14 protein-coding genes are annotated in these 13367 nt (G+C 35.3%); 10 read left to right on the top strand and 4 right to left on the bottom strand.

Translation table 11 applies throughout. From position 1 onward, the window contains the following. The 7 genes from IPP64_13470 to IPP64_13500 are packed head-to-tail and all read left to right on the top strand — an operon-like array spanning window position 1 to window position 4612. A complete protein-coding gene (locus IPP64_13470) occupies window positions 1-894 on the top strand; it encodes an AAC(3) family N-acetyltransferase (protein MBL0330395.1) in 894 nt (297 codons plus the stop codon). Then, window positions 895-1887 carry a hypothetical protein gene (locus IPP64_13475; protein MBL0330396.1) on the top strand — a complete coding sequence of 331 codons (993 nt, stop codon included), beginning with the start codon at window positions 895-897 and terminating at the stop codon, window positions 1885-1887. Next, window positions 1884-2132, top strand: coding sequence for a hypothetical protein (locus IPP64_13480; GenBank protein MBL0330397.1), 249 nt, complete (start codon window positions 1884-1886; stop codon window positions 2130-2132). Before IPP64_13475 ends, IPP64_13480 begins: the two co-directional genes overlap by 4 nt. A 53-nt stretch (window positions 2133-2185) precedes the next feature. After that, on the top strand, window positions 2186-2803 hold the full coding sequence (locus IPP64_13485; protein MBL0330398.1) for a GNAT family N-acetyltransferase: 618 nt from the start codon (window positions 2186-2188) through the stop codon (window positions 2801-2803). 3 nt (window positions 2804-2806) lie between these two features. After that, window positions 2807-3454: a uracil phosphoribosyltransferase gene (gene upp / locus IPP64_13490; protein ID MBL0330399.1), complete on the top strand. Its 648-nt coding sequence runs from the start codon at window positions 2807-2809 to the stop codon at window positions 3452-3454. An 11-nt stretch (window positions 3455-3465) separates the two neighbouring features. After that, window positions 3466-3945: a hypothetical protein gene (locus tag IPP64_13495; protein ID MBL0330400.1), complete on the top strand. Its 480-nt coding sequence runs from the start codon at window positions 3466-3468 to the stop codon at window positions 3943-3945. Then, on the top strand, window positions 3920-4612 hold the full coding sequence (locus IPP64_13500) for a noncanonical pyrimidine nucleotidase, YjjG family (protein ID MBL0330401.1): 693 nt from the start codon (window positions 3920-3922) through the stop codon (window positions 4610-4612). The genes IPP64_13495 and IPP64_13500 overlap by 26 nt, the downstream gene beginning before the upstream one ends. A gap of 56 nt (window positions 4613-4668) precedes the next feature. Here IPP64_13500 and IPP64_13505 read toward each other — a convergent pair whose 3' ends face one another. The 4 genes from IPP64_13505 to IPP64_13520 all read right to left on the bottom strand — a co-directional run bounded on the left by IPP64_13505 (window position 4669) and on the right by IPP64_13520 (window position 8581). Continuing rightward, complete coding sequence (locus tag IPP64_13505; protein MBL0330402.1) at window positions 4669-4980, bottom strand: hypothetical protein; 312 nt, start codon at window positions 4978-4980, stop codon at window positions 4669-4671. A 161-nt stretch (window positions 4981-5141) separates the two neighbouring features. After that, window positions 5142-5801 (bottom strand): phosphatidylserine decarboxylase family protein, encoded by a 660-nt coding sequence (locus tag IPP64_13510; protein ID MBL0330403.1) that lies wholly within the window; start codon window positions 5799-5801, stop codon window positions 5142-5144. An 11-nt stretch (window positions 5802-5812) separates the two neighbouring features. Beyond that, entirely contained in the window at window positions 5813-7708 is a 1896-nt protein-coding gene (gene yidC, locus IPP64_13515; GenBank protein ID MBL0330404.1) for a membrane protein insertase YidC, read from the bottom strand. Between the two features lie 231 nt (window positions 7709-7939). Next, on the bottom strand, window positions 7940-8581 hold the full coding sequence (locus IPP64_13520) for a DUF4412 domain-containing protein (protein ID MBL0330405.1): 642 nt from the start codon (window positions 8579-8581) through the stop codon (window positions 7940-7942). Window positions 8582-8800: 219 nt separating this feature from the next. Between IPP64_13520 and IPP64_13525 the strand changes: the two genes are divergently transcribed. The 3 genes from IPP64_13525 to IPP64_13535 all read left to right on the top strand — a co-directional run bounded on the left by IPP64_13525 (window position 8801) and on the right by IPP64_13535 (window position 13325). Continuing rightward, the gene (locus IPP64_13525; protein ID MBL0330406.1) at window positions 8801-9160 is read left to right on the top strand and encodes a YraN family protein; all 360 of its coding nucleotides are present in this window, start codon (window positions 8801-8803) and stop codon (window positions 9158-9160) included. Window positions 9161-9241: 81 nt separating this feature from the next. Further along, window positions 9242-10555, top strand: a complete 1314-nt coding sequence (locus IPP64_13530; protein MBL0330407.1) for an rRNA pseudouridine synthase — start codon at window positions 9242-9244, stop codon at window positions 10553-10555. Between the two features lie 100 nt (window positions 10556-10655). Continuing rightward, window positions 10656-13325, top strand: a complete 2670-nt coding sequence (locus IPP64_13535) for an AsmA-like C-terminal region-containing protein (GenBank protein MBL0330408.1) — start codon at window positions 10656-10658, stop codon at window positions 13323-13325. Window positions 13326-13367: the final 42 nt, after the last annotated feature.

Consider the following 13367-nt stretch of genomic DNA (forward strand, 5'->3'; position numbering starts at 1 on the left):
ATGCTTAAAAAATTAGCTCTTAAATATGCTCCCGAATTTGTTCTTGAATGGGCAAAACAGTTGAAGAAAAATCAGCGCAGGAAAGAATTGGAACTGCAGAAGCAAGGAGGAAATGTTATTTCTAAGCAAAGGTTGGTTGCTGATCTTATAAAAATTGGAATCAAAAAAAATGATTCTGTTTTGGTACACAGTAGCTTGAGTAAGATTGGTTTTGTTGAAGGAGGGCCCAAAACAATTGTGGATGCACTGTTTGATGTTGTAGGTAAAGAAGGCACAATTTTATTTCCTTCTTTCCCGGCAATCGGTCGCAACAAAACACATCTGGAAGAACATCCTTTTTTTGATATCAACAATACCCCTTCTCAGATGGGAGCAGTTACCGAATATTTTAGAAAATTGGACGGTGTCTATCGCAGTTTTCATCCAACAGATGCGGTGTGCGCAAAAGGCCCTTTGGCTGAATTTTATACGAATTCTCATTTCGGACAATTAACTCCTTACAATGAACATTCTCCTTTCAGAAAGTTATGCAGTAAGAATGGAAAAATATTAATGTTAGGAACCACTTTAAATGGCGCATGCACCAATCTTCATACCTTGGAAGATGCTGTGGAATTTAGATTCCCGGTATATGATGGAAAAATATTTGAGGTCGACATGGTGGATATGCAAGGGAAAACATCTCAGATGAAAACAAAAGTGCACAACCCTGATTATTCGGCAAAAAGAAATTGTGATGCATTGAAACCAATGTTTGAAAAGGAGAATGTGTTAGTAAACGAAAAAATTGGTGAGGCAAACAGTATGCTAATTGATGCGAATAAAATGCTGGAGGTGATGATTAAGAATTATAACGAAAAAGGAGTGACAATGTACACTCCGTATGGAAACTAAATGAATATTTACTTGACACTCGACTATGAAATTTACTTTGGTGAAAACCATGGTACGGTAGAGAAGTGTATCATTTATCCTACCTCTGAATTAATTCGAATAGCTGAAAAACACAATGTACGGTTTAACTTTTTTGTTGATTGTGGCTTTATTCTGAAGTTAAACGAGTATCGTGAAAAGTTTCCTGTCCTTGAAAAAGATTATAAAGCAATTACTGAACAGGTAAAGTATTTGTCAAATACCGGGCATGATATTCAATTGCACATTCATCCCCACTGGGAGGATAGTTATTTTGATGGAAAACGTTGGGTGATTGATGTAAAACGTTATAAACTAGCTGATTTTAGTGATGTAGAGATTGCAGACATTGTTGTTCGTTATAAAAAAGTGCTTGTTGATTTAACAAATAAAAATATATTTGCTTTTCGAGCTGGCGGTTGGTGTCTGCAACCTTTCACTATGCTTTCCAAGGTGTTTAAAGAGAATAAAATAACATTGGATAGTAGTGTTTTCCGCAACGGTTATTTCAGTTCCAAGCAATATGCCTATGATTTCAGAAATGCTCCGGAAAAAGATATTTACCGGTTTGAAAACGATGTGGTTGTTGAAGATAAAAATGGTTTTTTTACCGAGCTGCCTATCAGTCCGATTAAAAATTCACCGCTCTTTTTCTGGATGTTATTTTTGTTGGGCAGAAAAAATCCATTCCTGCACAAACCTTTGGGCGATGGCCAGGCAATGCCTGCACCCGGATACAGAAAAAAATTATTGACAAAGTTTACAAACAATCCGGTTTCGGTGGATGGATATAATTCAAGTCTTCTTCAAAAAGCGTTAGGTGGCTTGTCCAAGAAAAAATGTGAACACATGGTCATCATAGGTCACCCCAAAGCATTGTCGCGCTATTCGATTCAAAAAATCGAAGAATTTGTAATTAGAAATAAAGAAAAAATAATTTCACGACCTATACCAATATCTTTGGAAAATAAATGATTCAGTATTTAGAGCATAAAAAGATAAATAAAAAAAAGTGGGACGAATGTATTAGCAATGCTGGTAATTCTTCTGTTTTTGTTTATTCCTGGTATTTGGATGTTGTCTCCGAAGATTGGTCTGCCTTGGTTTTAAACGATTATGAGGCTGTTTTTCCGATTGCTTCAAAATCGAAATATAAAATCAACTATGTGTATCAACCTTTTTTTACACGTTATTTTGGTGTGTTTTCGAAACAAAAATAAGTGCAAAACTGATTTCTGAATTTGTTGAAGCAATTCCTGAAAAGTTTAAGTACATGGAGTTTTGTTTGCAGGAAGGCCAAACAATTTCATCCAAAGCATTTGAGCTCAACGAAAAGAAATATCAGTTGTTGGATTTAAATGTGAAGCACGAAATTTTGTTTAAAGAGTATTCTGACAATGCCAAACGAAACATCAAAAAAGCAATAAAAGCCGGTTTGAAAATTCGCCCGGATATCGCACCTGAAAAAATTGTACAATTATTCAAAACAACAAAAGGAAACGAATTGGAGGTTTTTAGTCCGCAAGACTATAGAACCTTGATTCAGTTGATGGATATGTGCAATGACCTCAAAAAAGGACAATCGATTGCCATTTATGATGGAGATAAGTTGTGTGCAGCAGCCTTTTTTATGTTTTCGAACAATCGATTTACATTTTTGAAAAGTGGGGTGACAGACGATGGCAAGGCAAAAGGGGCAATGCATTTGCTTTTCGACTACTTCATCAAGGAAAACTCGGGTAAAAAGTATCAGCTTGATTTTGGTGGCTCTTCCGTAGAGAATGTGGCACGTTTTTACAAAAATTTCGGAGCGAAAGATTGCGTATATTTGCAGGTGAAACGCAACAATTTACCCGCGTTGGTAAAATGGGTTAAATCTTTAAAAAAATAGGTGATGGTACATATCATTGGAGCAAACAATTCTGTTTTTAATCAGTTTATTTCAGAAATACGTGATGTAAACGTGCAAGGCGATAGTATGCGTTTTCGTAGAAATATGGAGCGTATGGGTGAGATTATGGCATATGAAATTAGCAAAACATTAAATTACGAAGTACAAGAATTCACAACGCCACTTGGTATCGCAAATGTATCGGTGCTGAAAGAACAGCCTGTGATTGCAACAATTTTGCGTGCAGGATTACCATTGCATATTGGTATTTTAAACTATTTTGATAAAGGTGAAAATGCGTTTATTTCAGCCTATCGTAAACATCATAAAGATGGGAGCTTTGATATTCAAGTAGAATACATGGCTTCGCCTGATTTGAATGCAAAAACATTAATTCTTTGTGATCCCATGTTAGCTTCAGGTTCATCCATGGTGTTGGCATATCAGGCCTTATTAAAAAGAGGAGTTCCGTTTCATACGCATATTGTTTCAGTCATTGCGAGTACAGAAGGATTGGAATATGTAAAAAAACATTTGCCTGCAAACGTTACATTGTGGGTAGGAGCGGTGGATGAAGAATTGACGGCACAATCGTATATCGTTCCCGGATTGGGCGATGCAGGTGATTTGTCTTTTGGTGTGAAAATTTAATAGATCGTGTTATGGACTCCTGGTGGGAAATTGTTTCTGTTTTTTTATTGAGTACAGTAAAGTTCTTTTTCGGAGGAGTGCCAATGGCGTTAGGTTTTAATTTTTCGCATTGGGAAAGTATTATCGTGACAGCTGCAGGTGGATGTACCGGTGTTACTGTTTTTGTGTTTGCAAGTGATAAATTACTGGCCTTTTTCAAAAAAAGAGCTGCAATTAAAAGAAAAACAAATCCAAATCTTCCTCATAAGAAAAAGTTTACACGAACCAATAGAGTGATTATTGGCGTGAAACGGAAATTCGGATTGTTCGGGTTTTCACTAATCGTTCCATTTTTGATTCCAATTCCTCTGGGTTGTTTTTTAGCGGTTCGTTATTTCGATCATAAAATAAAGATTATATCTACCTTGTGTGTAGCAGTTGTTTTTTGGGCTGTTGCAGGTGCATTTTTATACAAACCTCTCTTTGATGCCATACGATACTATATTCTTTGATTTGGATCATACGCTTTGGGACTTTAATACCAATTCGAATGAAGCACTTTCAGAAATCACATCAAAGTATCAGCTGATTGATAAAGGTGTAACCTCATTTGATCATTTCATGACAGAGTATTTCGCAATCAACGAAACGTTATGGGAAGCCTATCGCAAAAATACCATCTCTAAAGAAACATTGCGCTACGATCGTTTTCATCAAGCATTAAAGAAGTTTGATATTGATGATTTCGAATTGGCTACTGCCATCGGAAACGATTATGTAAACAGTGCTCCTTATAAAACCAATCTTTTCCCCGATGCAATAGAAGTATTGGAATATCTCAACGGGAAATATACATTGCATATCATTACAAATGGTTTTGAAGAAGTTCAGCACCTGAAACTGAAGAATTCCAAAATAGATCATTATTTTAAAGATATAATAACTTCTGAACGCTCAGGTTTTAAAAAACCTGATGAGCGGATGTTTCATTTTTCGTTGAAAGAAACCAAAGCGAACCCTGATACTAGTATCATGATTGGCGATAGTTTAGAGGCCGATATTTTAGGTGCAAAAAATGTGGGAATAAACCAGGTGTATTTTAATCCTGATGAACATAAACATTCCGAAGAGATAACACACGAAATAAAAGGCTTAAAAGAATTGATTGGAATATTGTAAAAAAAAAAATCCCCTCCGAAATAATCGAAGGGGATTTTTTTATGAAGTGAAAAAAACTATTTTTCAGTTTTTGTTGCAGTTGTAGTTGTTGTAGTAGTTGCAGCAGTTGCTGTTCCTTTTGATTTGCAGCAAGATTTACCTTCTGTTTTTTCTCCAGAACAAGCTTTCGCTTCTGTTTTTTCTCCAGAACAAGCTTTTGCACTACCTTCTTTTTTGCAACATGCTTTTTCTTCTTTTTTCTTTTTGTCATCGCCTTTTTTGTCGTCACCTTTAACAGTTACAACAGTTGCTTTAGTAGCTACTAAAGTTGTAGCAGATGCAGCACCAACAATTCCTGTGAATGCTAATAATAAAAATAATTTTTTCATTTGGTTATGGTTTTAGTAGTTGTTTCGATTATTGTACCCTAAAATTAATTAAAATAGTTGAAATGCCGTAAAATTTAACATTTGAAAATGTTAATTCCTGTTAAAAGTCATATTTCTGCACTTTACAAAGCAATCTTGTTCGAAAATAGTGATCAATAACCTTATTCAAATGTAGCAATCACCGTCTCGGGTCCGGTAACCTTTTGCTCTAAACTCACTTTTACTTTTACAGTTAGCGGTAAGAACAAATCGACTCTGGAGCCGAACTTGATGAAGCCGAATTCGCTTCCTTGAGCTGCGGTATCGTTTTCTTTGGAATAATTTACAATTCTTCTTGCCATTGCTCCGGCAATTTGACGGAATAGGATTTCTTGTCCGTTTTTATGTTTTACCACAATGGTTGTCCGCTCATTGTCAGTGGATGATTTCGGATGCCACGCAACCAAAAATAATCCCGGATGATATTTTGAGTATTTTACAATACCGTTAATCGGATAACGATTGATATGCACATTGATGGGTGACATAAAAATCGAAATCTGTAGACGTTTGTCATTGAAGTATTCGGTTTCCACTACTTCCTCAATCACCACCACTTTTCCGTCAGCTGGTGCAACAATGTTGTTGTCGTTGATGGTGATGGTGCGCTTTGGATTTCTGAAAAATTGTAAAATTGTAATTAATAGAAAAGCAGATAGGGCATATCCCAACCAAAGGACAATCGCATAAGCTCCACAAAAATAATGTGTCAGAAAATTAATTACCCCACAAACAATGAGTGTGATAATGAGTGATGGGATACCTTCTTTGTGAAATTTCATATTAAAAACGACTATTTCTTTTTACTGATTTCTTGACGTTGTTTGGTCATTTCTTCCAACTTTTGTTGGAATTTCGACTGTTTTACAGGTTTCTTTTTATTCTCTTGTAGTTTCGCGTGCAATGCTTCGTGATCAATCACAAATTTTTGAATTACCCATGTTTGTCCGAATGTAATCATGTTCGCTAAGAAATAATACCAGCTTAATCCGGCTGAATAACTGTTCATGAATCCTAAGAATAAAATCGGCATCAAGTACATCATCCATTTCATACCTGGCATTTGATTGCTGGTTCCCATCAATTGACTGTTACTCCATGTATATAACAATGTAGAAGCAGTCATTAATAATGCGAATAAACTCACATGGTCACCATACCATGGAACATTAAATCCGAAATTGTAAACGGAGTCGAAGGTTGATAAATCATGTGCCCAAAGGAAACCTTGCTGACGCAATTCGATAGAAGCAGGGAAGAAGTTGAACAATGCAATTAAAATCGGCATTTGTAATAATACAGGGATGCAACCAGCCATTGGATTAACTCCGGCTGATTTATAAAGGGCCATTGTTGCTTGTTGCTTTTTAATTGGATCATCATTTTTATGTTTCTCATTGATTTCATCAATTTCCGGTTTTAACACACGCATCTTCGCAGAGGATAAAATCGTTTTGTATGCAATTGGCAATAACAAGATTTTTAAAATGATTGTTAAAATCAAAATGATGATACCGTAGTTTAAGTTTAAACTATCCAATGCATTAAAAATAGGAATGGTTAAGAATCGGTTGAGCCAACCAAAAATTTTCCAACCTAAATTGATTTGTTTCTCCAATTCCAAATCATATTTTTTCAATGTTTTGAAATGGTTCGGACCAAAATACATGCGCATACCAATCGATTCGTTTGGTTTTGCATACGGTATAGAAAGCGATGCATGGTATTCTTTTACATAGTTTTTTGAACCTTGTTGTGAGATGGTTTCAATTTCAGATTCTTTGTTAAAAGTATTGTCGGCAATGATTACTGACGTAAAGAATTGTTGTTTGAATCCAACCCACTTTACCGGAAATTCCATTGGCAATTTCTCGTAAGTCGATTCACTAATACGATCCACATTTTCATTTGGATATTTGTAGTAAATCGTAGAAGCCATTTGTTGATTTTGATGGCTGCTTTCCTGCATTGGTGTTTTCATTCCCCAATTCATGGTAATGCTGCCATTGTGAGAAATCACTTCTTTCATTCCAACGGTATTGATGCGGAATCCCATCATGTATTCATTTCCAGTTAGGGAATAAACATATTCAATGTATTTTCCTTTGTCGCCTGCATACAAGCGCATTGCAATACTTTTGCTTTCTGTTCCTTTGATGTTAAATGCAGTTCCTTCCGGGGTAAAAAATAAGGTGTCGGTTGTAAAGTCTTTGCCAAAAGCTTTGATGCTTAAATTCTGAACGGATGAATCTGCATCAAATAAAATAAGTGGCTTTTGGTCGTGTGTTTTATAGTTTTTTAACTCTACGGAGGAAATTCTACCGCCTTTCGGAGAGATAGAAACTTTCATTACTTCATTTTCTAAAACGATGGTTTTCGAATCACCAGAAGAAGCGTCAGCAAAGCCGCCATATACTTGTTTTTTTAGAAGGTTTTGAACAGAATCGTTTACTTTCCCGGTAGAGTCTCTCAACAATGCAACCGGAATACCGGCAACAACAGCTGGTTTTTCAACTTTTGCAACGGTTTGACTTTTTATATTTTCGTTGGTTTTGAATTGCGCAATTGAGTCCGCAACAATTGCTTCTCTACGTTTAGCCAATTCTTCTGCAGAAGGCTGACTTAATACCATCCATCCAATTAATATTGCTCCAATAAGTAATAAGCCGGTAATCGATTTTTTATCCATTATAATTGATGTAAATCTTGTTTTTTAATAAGGCGCAAAGATAACAAATATTTGTTGCTCAATGGGGTATCGAGCAAGAGAATCTGTAAATAGTCGAAGCGCTATATAGGTAAACGATTGAGGGACGTTTATACTTTAAAAGAGGGTTAAAAAGGAAGTGTTTTGTTTAGGGGAAACAAAAAATCCCCGCTTCGACTATTCGGAGCGGGGATTTTCTTTGGTTTTTACAACCTATTTTTCGAATTTGTTATATCCTTTCGGGATTTCAAAAATGGCTGGGTCAATTTCCTTTTTTGTGATTTTTGTAACCTCTAATCGGCTATTCTCTTTTCCTGCTAAATCTGTTTGGAAAGAAAGCATTGGGAACATGTTTTTGATATCAGCAATTTGTAAAAAATATACCGCTGATTTTTCTTTACGGTTTAATTGACGTAATAATTTTTCAAAGAAAGAAAATTTACCATCTGCAATGTAGTAAGTGATTTGTGTGTTTTCTTCATTGTTTGTAACTATGTACTCCACGCATTTAAACCCTTGCAAGTTTTTTACATTTTGTCCTTTTTTTACAGTGCATGTTCCTTTAATTACAGGAGCTGCAGGTGTATTTTGATCACCGTATAGTTTTCTGTCGTGATTTAAAAATTTCATTGTTTTTGCATCCAAATCCACTAAAAAAGAACCTTCCACTTTGCGTGATTTAGATCCGATTTCATCGATGCGCACCATGTTGTCTTTAATTGTGTAAACATAACTGGTAGTATCGATAGTTGTAGATTTTTTGAATTCAATCACCCCTTCGAAAGATTGTGCAGCCGTTGTTAATGAAAACGATACAATCGTTACAATCACGGTGATTAATTTAAGGATAGACATTTTACGCATGGTTTGTTAGTTTTTTAGATATTGGTGAATACTGTATAATTCATTTCTTGTTTTATTACGTATCGCACTGCTGTGCTAAAATAGTAATTTTTTTTAAGAGCAGTCTCAGTATTTCAAAAGTTGTACCAAAAATTGTAAACATCTTGCATTTTTGGCAGTGAGATCCTTCATATTTGCCCAATTATCTTAATAAATAAAATATATAAAATAATGGCAGAACACAACATTACCGGGCAAAAAGGCGAGCAAATGGCTGCTGATTTTTTAGAAAAAAATGGATATAAAATCCTGGAAACCAACTGGCGTTTTATGAATTTAGAGGCCGATATTATCGCTGAAAAATCAAAAATCTTGGTGATTGCCGAAGTGAAAACAAGGAAGAGCAATTATTTTGGAGAACCGGAGAGCTTCGTTACAAAACAAAAGCAAAAGAATTTAATCAAAACAGCCAATGCGTATATTGAACGGAAACAATTGGATTTGGAGGTGCGTTTTGATATTATTTCTGTTGTTTTAAATGATCATACATCTATTAAGCACATTGAAGATGCTTTTTATCCGATGTTATAGGAAGAGCGCTGTTTTCCTTTGCCGAATGGTATTCCTGAGCTAAAACCTATTATTTTTCGTATCTTTGCAAAAAATATTAAAATGGCAAAGGAATTCAAGCGTAAAACTGGTAAAGATTTAAAAGGAAAACGTCCGTTCGGATCTCAGAAAGAGGGTGGAGAAGAAAGAAAATCTACTTCTGAATCAAAATCATTCCCCTCAAAGGATAGAAAAGACAAACGCGACTCAAAACCTGCCTTTGAACGTTTTCGTGACGAATCCCGTCCTTCAGATTTTGGAACTTCTAAGCCAAAAAGCGATGGTCGCAGTGGTGACTTCAAAAAAAGAAAACCAGCAGAAGATGGTCGTTTCAATAAGAAAGAATTCACTAAAAAAGACGACTCTTTCGATAGCAAAAAAACAGAGCGTAGTGCCAAACCGTTTAATAAAAAGCCATTTTCAAAAGAATCCGGACCGATAAAAAAATCCGTTCAGGCAAATCCTTACGATTTGGATGAAAAAGATTTTGAGTACGACAAACCGAAAACCACCTCTAGTGGAGAAAAAGGAAAAGGATTTCTCCGTGGAGTTCCTTCGGGAAAAGGCAGAGGGTATGAGAAAAAGCCATATGTAAAGAAAACCTGGACCAACAAACCTGCACCGGCAAAAAAATCACGCGAAGAAGATGATGGCAGCATGCGATTGAACAAATACATTGCGAATGCAGGTATTTGCTCTAGAAGAGAAGCAGATGATTTGATTTCATCAGGAGTTGTTCAAGTAAATGGTAAAACCATTACTGAAATGGGCTACCGTGTGAAACCAACAGATATTATTAAGTATGGCGGACAAACACTAAAAAAGGAACGTCTGGTATACCTGATTTTAAATAAACCCAAAGATTATATCACCACTGCTGATGATCCTCAAAAACGAAGAACTGTTTTAGAACTCATTGCAGGTGCTTGTAAAGAACGTATTTATCCGGTTGGACGATTAGACCGAGCAACAACAGGTTTGTTAATGTTTACAAATGATGGTGATTTAACAAAAAAATTAACCCACCCGAAATACGGTGTTCGTAAAATTTACCACGTAGAATTGGATAAACCCTTGAAGCGTGCCGATATGGATAAAATCATTGAGGGATTAGAGCTTGAGGATGGCCCAATTAAAGTAGATGAAATCTCTTATGTTGCCAATGGTGTTGATAAAACACAGGTTGGAGTAGAAATCCACTCCGGTAAAAACCGAATTGTAAGAAGAATCTTCGAACACATGGGCTACAACGTGCGTAAATTGGATCGTGTGATGTTTGGGTCATTAACCAAAAAAGACATGGCTCGCGGTCGATGGAGATTTCTTACCGATGCTGAAGTGGGGATGTTGAAGATGATTAGCACCGAAAAAGAATAATACTAAACTTATCCACTTTTCGTTATTGATAACATCTTGTTGCACTGCAAAGGATACCTCTATTTTTTTGTAAACTTTGTGACAGCTTCAGGTGCGCTCAATGGAAAACGAAAATCAATTAAATAGTCCGGAACAACAGCCGAAAAAAACACCTCGTTTTTTTCGTTTTCTAAAGCGATTCATTCTGTTTGTTTTCACACTTCTTCTGTTAATCATCGGTGGTGGTTTCCTGGTTGGTTACCTTTATCAGGATGAGGTGAAGGAATATGTTATTGGTGAACTGAACAAACAATTAAATACCGAAATCATTGTTGATGGAAAAGACATCGACTTTACGGTAATTAAAAATTTCCCGTATGCCTCTGTTGATTTTAAAAATGTAAAAGCGTTAGAAGCAATCGTGCGTGAAAATGAAGCGCCAAGAAAAAAAGATACACTTTTCTCAGCAGGAACCATTTCACTTCAATTTAATATCCTTGATATCTTCAAAAAAAATTACCGTGTCAGAAAGATGGAGTTGGAAGATGTTGACTTGAAAGTTCGAATCGATAAGTTCGGTAACGATAATTATCACTTTTGGAAAGAATCCACTGATACTTCCTCGACTTCTTTTGCATTTTCCTTAGAAGAAATAGTCCTAAAAAATATTCAAGTTTCATTTAAAAATGCGAAAGCAAAACAGAATATTGATTTTAAGATTGAACAAAGTCATTTGTCGGGCAATTTTTCAGATGAAAAATATGCTTTGCAAACTACCAGTGATTTGTTTGTGAATGTAATAAAGGCAGATAGTACAAACTTTATTCGCAAAAAAAATGTCCATCTGGAACTTGATTTGAGTGTTGATAATTCAGTGCCCTCCTACAAGATTAAAACAGGAAAAATTCAAATCGAAAACCTCCTTTTTGAAATTGTTGGAAATGTTGTAAACAGCAATAATGATCCGATTCTGAATTTGGGAGTAAAAGGGAAAGATATGGATATAAAATCTGTTTTATCCTTAATACCTAATAAATATAAAGGCGTTATTAATGATTATGAGAGTGATGGCGAGTTTTATTTTGATGCAACCATTCAAGGTGTTTTCTCAGGAAAACAAATGCCTCAAATTACAGCAGATTTTGGAATTAAAAATGCAGACATCACGCAAGTGAAAGAGAACATCCAACTTCGCAATGTAAATGTAAAAGGTCATTATTTTAACGGAATTAAAAATGCAAACGAACCATCCTTGCTCACATTGATTCCTTTTTCAGCGACTATTGATCAAGGAACGCTGTCGGGTGAATTGTCGATAAAAAACTTGGCAAATCCTTCGTTTTCCGGAAAAGTGAATGCAAATCTGGATTTGGCAAATGTTCAGAAATTTATGAAGATCGATACGATTGAATCACTTACCGGGAATGTTTTTGTGGATGCTGTTTTTAGTGGTGATGAAAAAAATATCAGCTCCGGGAATTATGAAAATATTACTACAACCGGTGATTTGAAAATCAAAGATATGAATGTGCGATTAAAGAACTACACATTGGACTTTTCCGGAATTAATGGTGATTTTAAGTTTGATAATAATGATTTGGCGGTCAATACGTTCTCAGGAAAAATTGCCAGCAGCGATTTTGAATTAAAAGGTTTTTTTAGAAACATTATTGGTTTTATGTTGAAAGAAAATCAAAGTATCGCGATTGAAGCTACCTTGAAATCGGAAAATATTAATTTGAATGAATTGTTGTCCAATAAAGAAGATTCGGGAAAATCTAGCAAATATAAATTGCGATTTTCGGAATTACTGGATGTGAATTTAAATAGTGAAATACAACATTTGGTTTTCAGAAAATTTGATGCAACCAATATTCATGGGGTTATCAAATTGAAAGATCAAAAAATGGTAGTAGACCCAATTGTGCTTTCAACAATGAATGGGACAATCACTACAAGCGGTTTAATTGATGGCACAGATAGTACAAAGCTGCTTATTACCTGTTTCTCGGATGTGAATCGAATAAACATTACCAAAATGTTTGAAGGGTTTGAAAACTTTGGACAAACAGCTGTGACGGATAAAAATTTAAAAGGCGTAGCAACGGCTAAAATTCAATTTGCTTCGATGCTTAGTCCGGATTTGAAAATGGATTTAGATAAATTGTATGCAGGAGTAGAAATGATTATCGAAAATGGAGAAATGAACAATGTGGAGGCAATGAAAAGTTTATCGCGATTTATTGAATTGAAAGATTTGGAAAATGTACGTTTCTCAACCTTAAAAAATCAAATAGAAATAAAAAATCAAATCATAACCATTCCGAAAATGGAAGTAAAATCCAATGCAATAAATATTGTTGCATCCGGAACACATACATTTAAAAATGAAATCAATTATCGAGTAAAATTATCACTCAATGAATTGCTTTCAAAGAAAGCAAAAAATGCTAAAAGGGAAAATGATGAATTTGGTGAAGTGGCAGATGATGGATTAGGACGAACCAATATCTTTTTATTAATGACAGGAACGGTTGAGCATCCAACCATTAAGTATGATTCGAAAAGCGCCATTAAAAATGTGCAGCAGGATTTGAAAGTAGAGAAGCAAACACTCAAAACAATTTTAAAGGAAGAATTCGGTTTGTTCAAAAAAGATTCCACTTTGAATCATAAAACTCCAAAGGAGGATACCAAATTCATAATTAAGTGGGACGAAGCAGATAATGGCGGTATAGAGGAAAAAAAGGAGCTGAAAAAGCCTAAAAAACCGGAAGAAGAAGATTTTTAAGGTAAAATCCCTCTTGTTAGAGTGTTTCTCCTAAAAAACACT

Source organism: Bacteroidota bacterium (assembly GCA_016722565.1).
Classification (GTDB): domain Bacteria; phylum Bacteroidota; class Bacteroidia; order 2-12-FULL-35-15; family 2-12-FULL-35-15; genus 2-12-FULL-35-15.